General features: G+C 61.1%; 12 protein-coding genes. 11 read left to right on the top strand and 1 reads right to left on the bottom strand.

Annotated elements, in window-relative coordinates; all coding sequences use genetic code 11:
• Nucleotides 1-10: 10 nt before the first annotated feature.
• The 8 genes from NQ036_RS09925 (at nucleotide 11) to NQ036_RS09895 (ending at nucleotide 12,036) form a co-directional block, all read left to right on the top strand.
• Entirely contained in the window at nucleotides 11-3,877 is a 3,867-nt protein-coding gene (locus NQ036_RS09925) for a CDP-glycerol glycerophosphotransferase family protein (RefSeq protein ID WP_257058607.1), read from the top strand.
• A gap of 576 nt (nucleotides 3,878-4,453) precedes the next feature.
• Complete coding sequence (locus NQ036_RS09920; RefSeq protein ID WP_257058604.1) at nucleotides 4,454-5,998, top strand: glycosyltransferase family 92 protein; 1,545 nt, start codon at nucleotides 4,454-4,456, stop codon at nucleotides 5,996-5,998.
• Nucleotides 5,999-6,678: 680 nt separating this feature from the next.
• On the top strand, nucleotides 6,679-6,927 hold the full coding sequence (locus NQ036_RS15815) for a helix-turn-helix domain-containing protein (RefSeq protein ID WP_373566586.1): 249 nt from the start codon (nucleotides 6,679-6,681) through the stop codon (nucleotides 6,925-6,927).
• 3 nt (nucleotides 6,928-6,930) lie between these two features.
• Nucleotides 6,931-7,380, top strand: coding sequence for a metal-sensitive transcriptional regulator (locus NQ036_RS09915; protein WP_257058602.1), 450 nt, complete (start codon nucleotides 6,931-6,933; stop codon nucleotides 7,378-7,380).
• 149 nt (nucleotides 7,381-7,529) lie between these two features.
• Nucleotides 7,530-7,817, top strand: coding sequence for a helix-turn-helix transcriptional regulator (locus NQ036_RS09910; RefSeq protein ID WP_257058598.1), 288 nt, complete (start codon nucleotides 7,530-7,532; stop codon nucleotides 7,815-7,817).
• Entirely contained in the window at nucleotides 7,814-9,052 is a 1,239-nt protein-coding gene (locus NQ036_RS09905) for a type II toxin-antitoxin system HipA family toxin (protein ID WP_257058596.1), read from the top strand. Before NQ036_RS09910 ends, NQ036_RS09905 begins: the two co-directional genes overlap by 4 nt.
• A gap of 91 nt (nucleotides 9,053-9,143) precedes the next feature.
• Nucleotides 9,144-9,356, top strand: coding sequence for a heavy-metal-associated domain-containing protein (locus NQ036_RS09900; protein WP_257058593.1), 213 nt, complete (start codon nucleotides 9,144-9,146; stop codon nucleotides 9,354-9,356).
• Between the two features lie 370 nt (nucleotides 9,357-9,726).
• Nucleotides 9,727-12,036, top strand: coding sequence for a heavy metal translocating P-type ATPase (locus NQ036_RS09895; protein ID WP_257058590.1), 2,310 nt, complete (start codon nucleotides 9,727-9,729; stop codon nucleotides 12,034-12,036).
• 47 nt (nucleotides 12,037-12,083) lie between these two features.
• Here the strand turns inward: NQ036_RS09895 and NQ036_RS09890 are convergent, their stop codons facing one another.
• Complete coding sequence (locus NQ036_RS09890; RefSeq protein WP_257049050.1) at nucleotides 12,084-12,374, bottom strand: hypothetical protein; 291 nt, start codon at nucleotides 12,372-12,374, stop codon at nucleotides 12,084-12,086.
• Between the two features lie 215 nt (nucleotides 12,375-12,589).
• On the opposite strand from NQ036_RS09890, the gene NQ036_RS09885 reads away from it, so the two are divergent.
• The 3 genes from NQ036_RS09885 (at nucleotide 12,590) to NQ036_RS09875 (ending at nucleotide 15,914) form a co-directional block, all read left to right on the top strand.
• On the top strand, nucleotides 12,590-13,234 hold the full coding sequence (locus NQ036_RS09885) for a hypothetical protein (protein WP_257058587.1): 645 nt from the start codon (nucleotides 12,590-12,592) through the stop codon (nucleotides 13,232-13,234).
• 215 nt (nucleotides 13,235-13,449) lie between these two features.
• A complete protein-coding gene (locus tag NQ036_RS09880) occupies nucleotides 13,450-14,499 on the top strand; it encodes a response regulator (RefSeq protein WP_257058584.1) in 1,050 nt (349 codons plus the stop codon).
• Between the two features lie 20 nt (nucleotides 14,500-14,519).
• The gene (locus tag NQ036_RS09875; protein ID WP_257058582.1) at nucleotides 14,520-15,914 is read left to right on the top strand and encodes a HAMP domain-containing sensor histidine kinase; all 1,395 of its coding nucleotides are present in this window, start codon (nucleotides 14,520-14,522) and stop codon (nucleotides 15,912-15,914) included.
• Nucleotides 15,915-15,935: the final 21 nt, after the last annotated feature.

Genomic DNA, 15,935 nt, shown 5'->3' with positions numbered 1-15,935 from the left:
AAGGTCAAAATTGAGTACGATCGCCATCCTCAAAGCACGTGGATTTGCAAAGCAGGGGAACTACAAGAAAGCCTTTGCAGCGATATCTGCAGCGTCAATAGCAATCGACACAATGAGCGCACGGGATAGCTACTTTTCCGGCATATGCTTATATCAGCTGAACAAATTCGCCGAAGCCGTCCCGTACTTTCAACATGCAGTAGATCTCCAACCCACTAACATCAGCTGGCGCCGCAAACTCGCGACGACCTTCGAACGTATAAAGCGGCCGGTCGAAGCTATTGAACAGTGGGATGCGCTAATTAGTATCGACCCACTTAATTCCGATTGGCCATACAGGCGCGGCGTCTATTTAGTCGGGCGAAATCGGATAGCCGAGGCAATTTCTGACCTTAAACATGCCGACTCACTGAACCGTCACAACCCAGAAATACGAAAAGCCCTCATCAAGGCACTGAAGTCGCAAAAACTTGATTGGGAGATCATTCAGTACTACACCGATAACCCTCCCACCGATACATCTGACCATCTAGCACTGATGCGTTCACTCCTCGCGATGAATCGCTACTCAGAAGCAATAGGTCACTATACAGAAGTCAAAAACACATCGGCGCTCGACCGTAGCGATGTCATCGCCTTCGCATCTGCACAAATACAGTCCGGAGATATACACGCAGGTATATCCACCATTACAGATTCAAAGCTGACAAATCCAAAAGGGTCCCGCAGCCCATATGCAGCAATTGACATCTTAACAAATGCAAACCAAATCATAAGCGCCAAGCACCTACTACAGGCGCTTGTAATCGAAACCCCAAGTGACGCAAGCGCATGGGGTAGGCTAGCAAAAATACAAGACACCTTACAAGATCATGCGACTGCGGCCCACTCATTCAAACAGGCCGCTTCCTTGGCACCAGCGCACGTACCATGGCACACTAGCCTAGGTAAGAGCTTACTCAACGAAAGCAAATACAGTGAGGCACTAGGCCCTCTTCTATATGGAGCATTACAAAAGAACAGCCCCGACATCTCATATCTCGCAGGCATTGCAGCATTAAAAGACGAGAAATATGATGTATCCGTCCAACAATTCTTATCAGCAATTGGTCGAACAGCCGACCAATTACAGACTGACTATATACTCCGACCTGATGCACCGCCCGCCGACGATGCCATCGACCAGGTGGGTGTCGACCACGCATGGACCTATGCAATTGAGTATATTTCCGGCAATACAATCGACACTGGTCACGCACCGCCCAAATGGAGAAGCGACTGGTACGACTTCAATGCAAAACGTTTCGCTGCAGTCCGAGACTACGACTCTGAAATTTGGTTCCGTCGACTCGACTACCTTTCGAGCAAAACCCATGACCCTGAACAGGTCCTGAAGCTTGCAGCCGCGTATCTTCATAAAGGCGACTATCGATCATCAGCCGAGACACTCGCCGAGTTGCGAATTTTCCGCACAGACTCTCCCGAAGAAATTGCTGAATATACTTCCACCAAATCTAAACGCGACATTGCGGAGTACGCCGCGATGCTTGACTCCCTGGATATAGAAAATGATGTCATCGTCTGGCAGTCGAATTCTGGGGACTCCATCGGCTGTCATCCACTAGGTCTTTTTCGGGAACTGTGCAAGCGTCCAGAGTTTTCTCAATTCATACATGTGTGGGCCTTAAATAAGGGTGACTACAACATGATTCCAGACGACATCTGGAAACTGCCAAACGTCATATTTGTACCGAAACATTCATACGGTTATCGACGAGCGCTAGCGACTGCGCATTACTTGGTCAATAATGCGACGTTCCCCGGGTATTTCATCCGACGCGAGGGGCAACGCTACCTGAACACCTGGCACGGAACTCCGTACAAGACCTTGGGCCGAGACATGCTGGGGGAACCGCTGAAGCATGGCGCATTCGTTCACGACATGCTCCAAGCAACCCATCTCATGTCTCCTAACGACCACACGACTAGGGTCCTACTGGACTCTCACGACATACGCGGTCTTTTCACCGGAAAGCTCACACAGGCAGGCTCCCCACGTGTCGATGTGACAATAAATTCCACACCGGCCGAAGTGGAACAACTGAAACGACGTCTGGGCCTGGACCCTAATTCTCCCGTCGTACTATATGCACCAACATGGCGCGGTAGTTCCAACAACGCTGAGGTCGACATAGAACAAATCTCTCAGCGAATTGCGGCGATCACACGCTCCGGTGCTCAGGTATTGTTCAGGGCACATAGACTCGAAGAGCGCGCTTTGGCCAACGCAAATCTCGATGTAACAGTGGTCCCCCGAGATATCGATACAAACAATCTGCTCAGTATCGTTGATGTCCTTATCACAGACTATTCAAGTATCTTCTACGATTTTCTTCCGCTAGATCGCCCAATCGTATTTTTTATGCCCGACTATGAAGAATACAAGGCGGAACGTGGACTATACTTCTCCAGAGATAATCTGCCTGGGCCAGTCGCAGAGAGCTCAGACCGTCTGACCGAGCTACTTTGCAAAGCAATATCGGACCCAACCGGTGATTCATCTAAACGAAAGTCAGCAGTCCGGGAGTTTTGCCCAAACGAAGATGGAAATGCGGCGTCTCGAATCCTGGAATTCTGGCTTCGAGACGAAATTGACGATCATTACCTAGTAGATGCTTCGGATGACCGCGAGGTAATCGTCTTCCAGCAAAGCCTCATACCGACAGGAATGTCTGCATCTTTCCTCAATCTGGTTAATTCTATGGATTATACTAGGTACCGCCCGGTCGTCCTTGTAGCATCCAACTTAGTTCTCAAAGATGAAGGTCGCTTGGAAACCCTTTCCAGGATAGGGAACGATGTCGCGATCATTCCACGAATCGGCGGACGGGTCATGACGCCTCGGGAATCGGCGGTGACTGCCCGGGTGGAAGCTAGGAACCGATTCGGCTCCGAACCTGAGCTGAAAGTTTACATGAGAGGATTTGAACGAGAGTGGGTTCGCATATTTGGACGCGACACCCGGGTATCAGCATCAATTCAGTTCGATGGTTATGTGCCATTTTGGAACTGCCTTATGGCCGCCGCCGGTTCATCCGCCAAAACAACAATATGTTATCTTCACAATGATATGTTGGCAGAACACACTACCCGATGGGCACATTTGGCGCTGACTTTCAGCCTCTACAACAAATTCGATTGGCTGGTGTCAGTCTCTGAAACCATGATGCAATTGAACCGCGACAACATCGCTCGCCAGTTCGGTATTCTTGCCTCGAAGTTCGTTGCATGTGAGAATGTCATTGATCCGGCCGAAATACAGTCCCGATCGACGTGCGAACTAGAAGATGATCTGCGAGAGTGGTTCGAGGGCGATACGATAACCTTTGTTTGCAGTGGACGACTATCAATTGAAAAGGACCAGAAGAAGCTTATTGGCGCGTTTGCAGACTTTATCAAGTTGGAACCGAGGGCAAGGCTGGTCTTGCTTGGTGATGGTCCGCTGAAAGAGGATCTCATCAATCTAACCAGTGACCTAGGGATTTCGTCCTACGTGAAATTGGCTGGACGCCGTCCCAACCCGTACCCGTACGTTGCTTCAGCTGATTGTTTTGTGCTACCTTCCAACCATGAGGGACAACCCATGGTCCTGTTGGAGGCTTTGGCACTAGGAAGGCCAATCATAGCAACGGATATTCCAGGTAGCCGCCATGTTTTGAAAGACGGGCTAGGTTTGCTTGTCGAAAACTCCCAAGCAGGAATCCTATCAGGCCTAAAATCGTATGCAGACGGTGGTTTGACGCCACCGACATTCGACGTCAAAGAATACCAGGAGCACGCTCTCAACGAGTTCTATTCGCTGGTATCTGGACGATAAGCCTGTTTGTATTATTCGGGTCATGGGTACGAATTGTGCTATAGGGAAATACCTCTGCCACACTCATGTCTGCAGAAGTGAGCCTGGTGGAATTTGCATGCTTGCATGTTCCATGGACTTTCATTCTTCAACTATTGCTTCCTTGTTACCCTGCAGTATTGCATTACTTCGTAAATTCCACTGAATTTGATTGTCTGTACAGCAAGGACGAGGAGGCGAATAGGGAGTGGTCGTAACAAGTCCGTCCACTTTCTTGAAGCAGGCGATCCGATCGACACAAGTTGGTACCCAAGATGTTCGCTTTTTCCGACGCCGGGTATTGGCCGACGGCGAGTATGCCAAGCCCATCGGCTCCGGTGAAATTCGTTACATCTGGGGCGGTGAAGGTAAGCTTGAGTATCGGATACCTTACATTGTTGAATCGTCCTATAGACAACTTCGATTCTCACCGTAGGGTCCTCTTCACACCGCTACGGTAATACCTACCCGTGTCGGGTATTTGTCTAAACCCTCAGTCCGGAGGAGTCGCACATCCGGTGTGCGCTCCGTTACGAAAGACGTCAAACCATGCATATCGTGTACGAACCGTCGGCACTCGTCTCCGCTGAGCTGAAGCGGACGCCACCACGGGAGCCTGATCTGATGGAACCGGATTACCTCGACAAGTACGACATGTCGACTGTCTTCTACGATGTCTTCCCTCAGGGCACGGACCTTGTCACGGTCGGCCCGCCTCTGGAGAACTTCGCCTCCGATATCGACTTCTCGGCCGCCCACATCGCGGAGAGTCCTGTCCAGTTCGTGTCCACACGCCTGGACAGGACGGAGGTGGGGGCGTTCGCGGGGGCTCCCGTCCGACCGGATCGAGTGCTGACCCTGCCAGGAATCGGCGACGCGCCATTGAACGAGGTCGACTATCTGAAACTACTCGCAGGTTCTAGAGCACTTATCACCAAGTCGAAGAACAACCGGCTCGAGTGGATCGTCGACTGGGCGAAATACTACGTACGGGTCCATGACATCGACACCGTCATCGTCTACGATAATGGCTCCGACCAGTACGACTGCGACCAGGTCTTGGAGGCACTGTCCACACTCAACCTGGCACACGTCATCGTCGTGAACTGGCCATTCAGATTCGGGCCCCAGGGCCGTTCTGCACCAGGGAAGAACGTCTTGTGGGATTCGGACTACTGCGAATATGGCATCATGGAGCACGCCCGCCGACGTTTCTTGGGAAGCGCGCGGATGGTCATTAACCACGACATAGATGAGTTGCTGGTAATGGAGTCCGAGCTGAGCCTCGACGAGCTGTTGGACCGGTCCCCAGATGGGGTTCTCAGCTACCAGGGCATCTGGGTCCATTCCGGGGGTGATCTGCCGGCCGGCTCCTACTCGTTCACCGATATCCGCATGATCGATCCTACTGAGCGGCCCACCACCCCCAAGTGGGTTATTGACCCAGGCCGAGTGTCCGACGCTCGACAGTGGAAGACCCACCTAATCGACGGGATCGACTACGAACAGACCGTGAGTTGCGGCCACCGGCATTTCCGCCAGATCTCCACCAACTGGAAGTTCGACCGTTCGAAGGAACACCGCAGAGTCCGTCCGCTGGTACGTGACAGACTGCTGGCCGGTTATCTCGACTACGCGTATGCTGATGCCCCCACCCCCTACCTGCAACTGCTCGGCGCACATCTGCGGGAGGGTGCCACGGCCCAGGAGCGTACTGCAGCCATCGTCGACGTGGTGAACATGGAGCGGTTCAGCCGCTATAACCTCACCAAGCACTGGTTCTGGACACCCACGATCAACGTATCCGACTTCTCGCTTGCTAACGGAGTCAGGGTCGGAATCGAAATCATCCTCGTTGGGACCCTACTGTCGTCTGTCTGCGTGGCTAGGGACGACGCGTCCTGGACGATCCTGCAACACGTCGGGCAGGCCACCACCAAGCCGATCTCCAACAGAAACCACCACCGCGAGCTAGGCTGTTGGAACGCCCTGGCACCCATCGAGACGATCACAACCGACCTGGTCTTCTGCATCTCGGAGGTTCTCTCCGGGCTCTCCGCCGTCCCAGCACAAGCCGTCGCACTCCTCACAGAAAGAGCATGAGCATGCATATCGTGTACACGCTCGCTCCCCTGAGCGTCGACGGGACGTCCCTACCGCGGATCCCACCCCGAAGCTGATGAAGTCAGACACCTGACTAACCACGATTCCACAACCGTCTTCTACGACAAGTTTCTCCAGGTGACCTGTATCGTAACAGTGGGCGCCCCCGTTGAACATGCTGCGTTCCGACTTCGACTTCCTCACTGCACGTATCGACGGGGCTCTCACGCAGTTTGAGTCCGAGCGCCTCGACAAGGTAGAGATCGACAGGTTCACGGAGGACGGGTCGTACCCGAGCGGGTCATCGACCGGCCGGGGTAGTAAGTGCTGGGCCCCACAAGCTTGACTTCGTGAAACGCCTGGCAAACACTACTGCCCTCTTCACCAAGTTAACTAACAACAAGATAGTATGGATCGCCGCCTGTGCACTCTTCTACGCCAGGGTCCACATTGTGAACACCGTCGTCATCTCCGACAGCAGCTCCGATCCGTACACGTGCCAGGAACTACTCGAAGCGCTGTCTGTGCTGGATCTGGCCAACGTCATCAGTGTGAACTAACCCTTCAAGCTCGGCACCTAGGGCGGCGAGGCGCCGGTGGAGTTTGGTATCTGGAACTCCGACTACTGCCGATACGGCAGAAAACGCCCCTCGCCGCGTCCAGAGGCGCTGGGTGCAGCGATGTGCACCGCACGAAAGAACGCCGGCCTCACCCAAGGGCAGCTTGCGCATAAAGCCGGCGTCGGTATGCGCTTCATCATCGATATGGAATCAGGCCATGCGCGAGCCGAACTGGGCAAAGTGCTTGTCCTCGCAGAAAATATCGGACTGCAGCTGTCACTCCAACCGATGACAGCAGAGAAGGTCCAAGCTATCGGCCTACCCTCGGAAAGGCCCCAATCAACATACCCCTCCCAGGTATACCATTGACCCATGACAGCACAGCATACGGACGCCACACCGGCCGTCGCCGCGGATGATTCCGCCGCGTCCGCACAGGTCGCGCCTGCACAGGACCACTCCCCCGCCCACGCCCACCCGGGCACTGAAGCGACGGGCCACAGCCAGGCCGGCGGGGACCTCGGCGACGGAAAGAAACCGCACCCAGCCCACGGCTACGACCAAGACGCCATCGCCAAGCGCATGAAGCGCATCGAGGGCCAGGTCCGCGGGATCGGGCGCATGATCGACCAGGACACCTACTGCATCGACGTGCTCACCCAGATATCGGCCGTCACCGCGGCCCTGCACGCCGTGGGCGTCAACCTGCTCGAATCGCATATGAACCACTGCGTCGTCGAAGCCGCCCAGGAATCGCCCGAAGCCGGTGCCGCCAAGATCGCCGAAGCCACCGCAGCCATCCAACGGCTCATCAAGAGCTGAGGGAACGCGGTTCGTCCAGCTCTATGACGGACTTACCGGGAGGTACTGCACCGGTTCACAGGACTCTTCTCCTCGCATCCAATGGCGGCTATAATAGCCATATTGTCACGTTACGGCGAACTTAGCCGCCATAAGAAATGGGAGAACCGGTGGTCGGCTACAGAATCAATCGCCAGCTCGGCGATTTCGGGGCCCACATCCGCGGCTGGCGCATGGTCCTAGGGCTGCCGGCCCAGCAGGTAGCGGAACGCGCCGGAATTACCCGCGACACCCTGCGCAAGATCGAAAAGGGAGATCCCAGCGTTGGATTCGGCAACGTCGCCCAGGTGCTCCGCGCCCTGGGGATACTCGACACTGCAGTCGATGCCGTCGACCCTTTGAACTCCGACATCGGTCGCCTGCGTGCCGACAGATTGACGAGGAAGCGTGCGCAATGACTACGGTCGACGTCGTCAACGATGTGGCAGGGAGTCCCATCCTGGTGGGCCAAGCACACTTCACCCGTGCCCGCGGCCGGGTCAGCACTACTTTCCTCTACGACACCGACTACTTGGCAGGCAACGGCACGACCATCGATCCTGCACTACGCCTGGCTTCTGGAGCTCAGCACCACAGTGGCATGATTCGGGCCTTCGCAGACAGTGCACCTGACCGGTGGGGGCGCAACCTCATCGACAAGGGCGAGCGCACTCGGACCCGGCAAGACAAGCGGGTGCCACGTCGATTGGACGATGTCGATTACCTGCTTGGTGTCAGCGACGACACCCGTCAGGGTTCCCTGCGCTTCGCCCTACACGGGCACGCCGAGTTCTTGGGAGCACCTTCCCGGGTCCCCACCTTGGTTTCGCTCCCGGAGCTGCTTCACGCTGCAGATGATCTGGCCCGGGGTGACGACCCAAAAGAAGCAGTCAAACGCCTCCTGAGTACCGGGACTGCAGGTTTGGGCGGAGCAAGGCCGAAGGCCGCAGTCAAGCTATCGGATGGCTCTTTGGGCATCGCAAAGTTCCCACATGCAGGCGATGACTGGAACGTCACGGCCTGGGAAGCAACCGCCTTGGACCTGCTTGAGCAAGCAGGCATTCACACTCCATACCGCAGGCTCGTGCCCGTCGGGAACCGGAGCGCCTTGGTCCTGCGTCGATTCGATCGCACAACCTCCGGCGAACGCATCGGATACATCAGCGCGATGACGACGACGGAATCGACTGACGGCGAACAACGCGACTATGCCGACATCGCCGATTCGATACGGGACCTGTCCCGATCGCCCAAATCGGACCTCCGGGAACTCTACAGCCGGGTCATCGCCAACATAGCCCTTGGCAATACCGACGATCACCTTCGAAATCATGGGTTCCTTGCCAGTGGTAACTCCTGGACGCTGAGTCCGGTCTTCGATGTCAATCCCAATCCTGACCCTTCACGGCAGCGGTCGACGTCGATCATGGGGGCCGACTCCTTCCCCGAGGAAGTAGACGGATTGCTCGCATTGGCAGAGGAATGCGACCTTGGCATAGAACAGGCTCGACAACAAATCCGGCAGGTCACTTCGGCGCTGAGCAGTTGGCGTGAGCTGGCTCTGCGACACGGTATCTCCCAGCGCGAACTCAGTCTTATGGCAGAATCCCTCGAACCACGTTTGGAGGGACTGCGTGCAGCGGAGTGGCTGTGAGGACGCACTCGCGCACTGGCCCACGCCTATACCCCATGGGGGTATACAATTCCGAGTAGAAGCACGAACCTCTGAGAATGGGAGCACCACCATGACCACCACCAACCTCAACGTCTCCGGCATGACCTGCGGCCACTGCGAAAGCGCAGTCAAGGAAGAGCTGGGCAACATCGCCGGAGTCACCTCGGTCACTGTCGACCTGCACGCCGGCCAGGTCAGCCCCGTGACCGTCGAATCGGAAGCTCCGCTGGATCAGAAGGACATCGCCGCGGCCATCGACGAAGCCGGGTACGAACTGGTGTGAGCGGCGGGGCGCCGACCCTTTCAACTCACGTTGCCGCATGCTACGGTAGAGGAGTCCAATGAAGGAAGGTCGTAACCCTAACTACGACCTTCCCACCGATTTCCGCCGGCTTGCTGGCTCAGTCGGCAGTAAAGAACTCGATGGCTAGATCGAGTACCTTACGAAGGACTACAGTCAGGAAGATGCGGGTTCCCTCTTTGCTAAGGGCCCGCATTTTTCTTGCCCGCTTGTCCTTCCCGGAGCTTTGAGCACCCCACCCCTAGATAGTGGCCAAAGCCCCAGATCAACGGACTCGAGTCACGTCTCACATATACCCCCTAGGGGTATATGATGGGTTCGAATGTCGATTCACGCATAGGAGGCGGCTGACGTGAGCACGTCCGCTCCAGACACTGCGGGCCACACCGCAGACACCCGCCAGGTCACCCTGGACATCACGGGCATGACCTGCGCATCCTGCCAGGCCCGAGTCCAGAAGAAGCTCAACCGCTTAGACGGCGTGCAGGCCACCGTCAGCTTGCCCCTGAACTCGGCCTATGTCGCCGTCACCGGCCCCATCACGGACGCGGACCTCATCGCCACCGTCGACAAGACCGGCTATGGCGCAAGCGTGCGCCCGCCCACCCCGCCGGCAGGTGCGGAAGGCGAGGAGGACACAGACTCTGCTGGGCCCTCGGCGTCGGACCCCGACCACCTGCGCGCCCGCTTCATCACCGGCCTGATCCTGGGCATCCCCGTCATCGCCATCTCCATGGTCATGTCCTGGCACTTCCCCGGCTGGCACTGGCTCATCGCCGTGCTCAGCCTGCCGGTCGTCACCTGGTGCGCCTGGCCATTCCACCGCAACGCCTACAAGGCCGCCCGAGGCTTCAGCTCCACCATGGACACCCTGGTCAGCGTGGGCGTCACCGTGTCCACCGTCTACTCGCTGGCCACCATCGCAATCGCCACCGGCCACGGCCACATCCTCCACCTGCCCCACCATTACCACCTGTGGTTCGAGGGCGCCGTGGCCGTCACCGTCTTCCTGCTGCTGGGCCGCTACATCGAGGACCGCGCCAAGAAATCGGCCACCGCGGCCCTGCGCGCCCTGGTGTCCATGGGAGTCACGACCGCCCACCGCGTTGTGGGCGATGCCAGTGGTGCGGCCGGCTCAGCTGCGGCCGGCAGCACCGGTGAGGGCACCACCGTCGACGTTCCCGTGGCAGCCCTGGCACCCGGGGACACCGTCTTGGTGCGCCCCGGCGAGAAGGTCCCGGCCGATGGCACCGTGCTCACCGGCGCCTCGGCCGTCGACGAATCCCTGCTCACCGGCGAATCCGTCCCCCGCGAGGTCGCCCCGGGCGACCGCGTCACCGGCGCCACCGTCAACGCCAACGGCGCGCTGAGCGTGCGCGTCGAACAGGTCGGCGAGGAATCCACCCTGTCCCAGCTGCAGGCCATGGTCGAACGCGCGCAGGCCGGCCGCCCCGCCGCCCAACGCCTGGCCGACCGCATCTCCGCGGTCTTCGTGCCCGTCGTCTTCGCCATCGCCGCGGCCACCCTCCTGATCTGGGGCCTGGCCACTGGCGACTGGACCTCCGGCCTGCGCGCCGCCGTGACCGTGCTCGTCATCGCCTGCCCCTGCGCCCTGGGCCTGGCCACCCCCGTGGCCACCGCGGTCTCCAGCGGCCGCGGCTCGCAGCTGGGCATCCTGGTCTCCGGGCCCGAGGCCATGGAGACCGCCGGGCGCATCACCACCGTCGTGCTCGACAAGACCGGCACCCTGACCAGCGGGAACATGAGCGTCATCGACTCCGACCTATCGCCGGCCGCGCTGTCGGCCCTGGCCGCTGCCGAGGCCATGTCCGAGCATCCGATCGCCGCCGCCATCGCGCGGGCCGGGACACAGGCCATCGCGCAGGCCGGGGCGGATGCGGCCACAGGGCAGGTGCCGGCTGGGCCTGCGCCCCGGGTCGAGGACTTCAGCGCCATACCCGGCGGGGGTATCCGCGCCACGGTCGACGGCCGCTCTCTCCTGGCCGGCAAACCCGAGCTGCTGGTAGCCCAGGGCATCGCAGTACCTGCCGAGGCCTCGGAGTCGGACGTGCCCGCCACCATTGTGGCCCTGGCCCTGGACGGCGAATACGCGGGCCGGGCGCTGGTCGCCGACACCGTCAAGCCCGGCGCGGCCCAGGCGATCGGCGAGCTGCACGCCGCGGGCATCCGCACTGTGCTGCTGACCGGCGACCGCGACAGCGTGGCCCAGGCCGTCGCAGGGGAGCTGGACATCGACGAGGTCCACGCCCAGGTGGCACCCGGTGACAAGGAGGCGCGGATCGCGCAGCTGCAGGCGGCCGGACAGCGTGTGGCCATGGTCGGCGACGGTGTCAACGATGCGGCCGCCCTGGCCAGGGCGGATCTGGGACTGGCGATGGCCTCGGGCACGGATGTGGCGCGGGCGGCGGGCGATATCACGCTGATGCGCAGTGATCCCGGGCAGATCCCGCAGGCCATCCGGCTGTCCAAGCGGACGCTGCGGATCATCCGCGAGAACTTGTTCTGGGCGTTCTTCTACAATGTCGCGGCGATCCCGCTGGCGGCCCTGGGCTTGCTGGATCCGATGATCGCCGGTGCGGCCATGGCCTTCAGCTCGGTGTGCGTGGTGCTCAACAGCCTGCGGCTCAAGAGGTTCGTGTAAGAGTCGGGCTCAGTGCGAACCTGAGAGCTCAGTGCATGGCTAGGAGCTCAGTGCATGACCGGGCCGTTGGGGTCCTTGACCTCTTCGGACTTGACGACCCAGTTCAGGCCCATGGCCACCAGGGTCACGACGATGAAGGTGACGACTGTGTACAGGCCGCACAGTGCCAGCGGCTTGAGGCCATCCCACGCTGCGGTGAAGATGATCGTCATAACGAACACCAGTGCGGCCGCCACCATGCCCATAGCCGCGCATTCCTTCATCGGAACGGCTCGGGTGGGCCGATTTCCGGACTGCGGGGCAGGCGATGCGGCGTTGTTCTGTGCGGAGCTGCTCATAATGCCCTCAGTCTACGCGGCGTGGGAACAAGCGTCATTTCCCCAGACACCCGTAGGGCATAAACAGCTGGCCTACATGTGTTGCCCACAGGTGCAGGCTATACGGACGGGCACGACGTCTGAGCTGTACGCATCGGCCGCGCGTCTGAGCGCGCGTCTGGGCCGCGTGCAGGGGCTGCGTGTGCAGAGGCGGCCGAACTGGCACACTAATACGAGTGAGACCCACCCCCGGAACAATCCTCGCGGCTGTGGCGTGTATCGCCGTAGCCGCTCTAACAGGCTGCGCGGACCCCTATGCCGTGACCGACCTGGGTCCGGCTCCACAGCTCACCGAATCCTCGTCCGATTCCTCCTCCACCGGGCGAACCTCTGGGCAGTCCGGCGACAAGGTACACCGCTACTCCCGCAAGGACCTCGTCAGCGCGGTGCTCACCGGGCCCTCGGCCACCGGCGGACAGGACGTGCTGGGCGTCCGCCAAGCCCTCCAGGCCTGCCCCGCCTGCCTGCACCGGGGCAAACCGTTCACGGTCGCGGGATTGGTGTTCGCCTCGGCGTCGGTGGTGTGGGATCCGGCCAGGGCAACCGCCGGTGCAACGAACGGGACCGCGGACTCCGCCGGCAAGGCCGGGGACCCGCGCCCCTTCGCCCAGCTCCTCTTCACCACCGACGAGCGAACCCCCGACATCGCCCTGGTGACCACCGGCCGCAACATCACCCTGACCCCCGGCGGCGACCGCACGGTCGTCGCGGAGGAACGGTCGGGCGCGGCCTGGGCGGTACGCGTCTACCGCTATGTGGGCGGCCGCTTCGAAGGCGGTCAGAGAATCGAACACATCCCCTCCCCCACTCCCACGCCCTAGAACCGGGCACTGCGACGGGCTTGGGACTGCGCTGGGGCGGGGCCGGTGGCACTACTCGGCTCCGGTGTCGCGGCTAAGCGGTATCCTTGGAACTTGAACGCTGCGACGAGTTTGCGCGCGCCACATCCGGACGCGCACAGCTTCGGGCCCCACGTGGGAACCGAAGTCCATCCGCCGCGGTCTGCCATGGATCGGAAAGGGATACAGGATTCACGGTGCACATAGTCTTGGTCGAGGACGACGAGGTCATCAGGGAGACCACCCAGCTGACCCTGGAGCGCTTCGGATACACCGTCAGTGTCTTCGCCGACGGCCGCGACGGATTCGAATACGTCATCGAGCACGGTGCCGACGTGGTCCTGCTCGACCTCATGCTGCCCACGATGAACGGCGCCTCCATCTGCCGTGAACTGCGCGAGCGCACCGACGTCCCCATCATCGTCATCTCCGCCAGGTCGGAGCCGATCGACATCGTCCAGGCCCTCGAGGCCGGCGCCGACGACTATCTGACCAAGCCCTTCGACATGCAGGTGCTCAGCGCCCGCATCCGCACGGTGGTGCGCCGCTACGGGGCGAGCACGGCCGGCTTCCCCTCCGGCGACCGTGCCGGAAACCCCGCCGAAACCTCCCGGAACCCGACCGGTTCCCTCCCCACTCCCCCGGCCGACACGCCCAGGACCACGACCCAGGCTGGGCACGCGCGCTACCCGGGCCAGACCTCGGCGACCCCGGAATCCTGGAGCGCTGCAGATCCGCAAACCGACCGACCGGCTCAGCCCGCTCCGCCAGTGCGCACCGCGCGTTCGCGCCAGGGCACCGCAGCCGTCCCACCCCGCGCCGAGGTCCCCGACCGCTGGGCGCGCCCCGCCGGCTCTCCCGCCCGGCAAGCCGATACCACCCGACAGGCCGGCTCCCTGCGGCCCGGCCAGAGCCGGCCGAACACTGCGCCACCCGAGCAGCCCCGCACCCAGCCCCAGTCCAATACGCTGGACCTGGGCGCGCTGCAGATCGACACCTCGCTGCTGCACGTGACCCTGCACGACAAGCCGGTGCATTTGACCCCCACCGAACTGCGACTGCTCCTGCTGCTGGCCGACCGGCCGGGCCACGTCTACTCGCGCGAGGACATCGCGCACATGGTCTGGGGCACGGACTGGGCCGGTGACCTACGGGTCGTCGATGTCCACATCCAGCGCCTGCGCAAGAAGATCGGGACCAGCCGGGTCACGACCACCCGCGGCTTCGGCTACAGCCTCGTCGCCTAGGCCCTGTAGGCTCCCGCACTATGGCACCTTGGCTCCGGTTCACAGGCCCCCGCGGAGCGAACAGCGCCCACGCTACCCGAACCCGCCGAGGCCCCCGCCGGTCACTGCGCCTGCGGATGGTCGCGACGGTCGTCGCCGGGGTCATCGTCGCTGTGCTGGCCTGCGGGCTGACGATGCGCGCTGTCACCCTGCGCTCCCAGGCCGAGCAGGTGCGCGACAAGATCACCGCGCAGTTGACCCAAGCGCGCATCATCTACCGCGACACCGGGGTGCTCACCCTCGACGCCGTCGTCGACGACCCGCAGCTGCCGACCGAGGCCAGGGAGTCCGCCGCCGGAGGCTCCATGGTCACCCAGTTGGGCCGCGCCGACGACGGCCACGACTACCTGTGGGCGGCGTCCCCGCTGACCGTCGGCGGGCACGATGTGGTCATCTCCATCCGCTACTCGCAGGCCGAATACGACAATCTGACCCGCCAGATCGACCGCACCGTGGTCGTCGCGCTGATCGTCACTGCGATCGTCGTCGCCGGTGTCGCGGGCCTGGTCGCCGGACGCACCAGCCGCCGCCTGACCAAGGGAGCTCAGGCCGCCAGGGCGATTGCCGGCGGGGACACCTCGGTCAAGATCACCGCGGTCATCCCGCCGGCCGATGACGAGGTCCAGGACTTCGCCCAGGCGGTCGACACCGCCGTCGAACGCCTGGCCGAGCGGATCAGGGCCGAACAGCACTTCGCCGCCGACCTCGCGCATGAACTGCGCACCCCGCTGACCGGTCTGCTGGGCGCTGCGAACCTGTTGGAGGAGGACAGCCGCGCCTCCCAGCTGGTGCGCGAACGGGCGAACCGCCTGCATCTGCTCATCGAGGACCTCCTGGAGATCGCGCGGACGGATCAGGCCACCGCCGAGGTCGCCTGGCAGGATGCCAATGTGACCGCCGTGGTCGTCTCGCAGCTGAACAATATGGAGGCGGCCGGCTCCATCACCGCCGATCAGGTCACGCTCATCAGCCCCGATCCGCAACCGGTGTGGCGCACCGATGGTCGCAGGCTCTCCCGCATCCTGGGCAATCTGGTCTCCAACGGACTCCGGCACGGCGCGGCCCCCATCGACATCACGGTCGGCCCCGACTCCCTGACGGTCGAGGACCACGGACAGGGCTTCCCCGCGCCGCTGCTGGCCTCGGGGCCCACCCGGTTCAACACCTCGGCGGCCTCGGGGATGGGCCTGGGCCTGGTCATCGCGGTCTCCCAGGCCCGCCTCATCGGCATGGAACTGGTCCTGTCGAACACGCCCACCGGCGCCCGTGCCCGGTTGGTGTTCTCCGACCCCGCACCCCCACCCCGAGTTCCACTACAACCTGAATTGTTGATTGGGAACGATCCCAGCATGGATTTCCGACAATTCGGGGTGTAGTGGAACTCTGAGTGCAGAGCT

Origin of the sequence: Brevibacterium sp. 91QC2O2 (assembly GCF_024580695.1) — a bacterium.
Lineage (GTDB): Bacteria > Actinomycetota > Actinomycetes > Actinomycetales > Brevibacteriaceae > Brevibacterium > Brevibacterium moorei.
The sequence above is the reverse complement of the archived record's forward strand: the minus strand, read 5'-3'. Positions and strand labels throughout refer to the sequence as shown.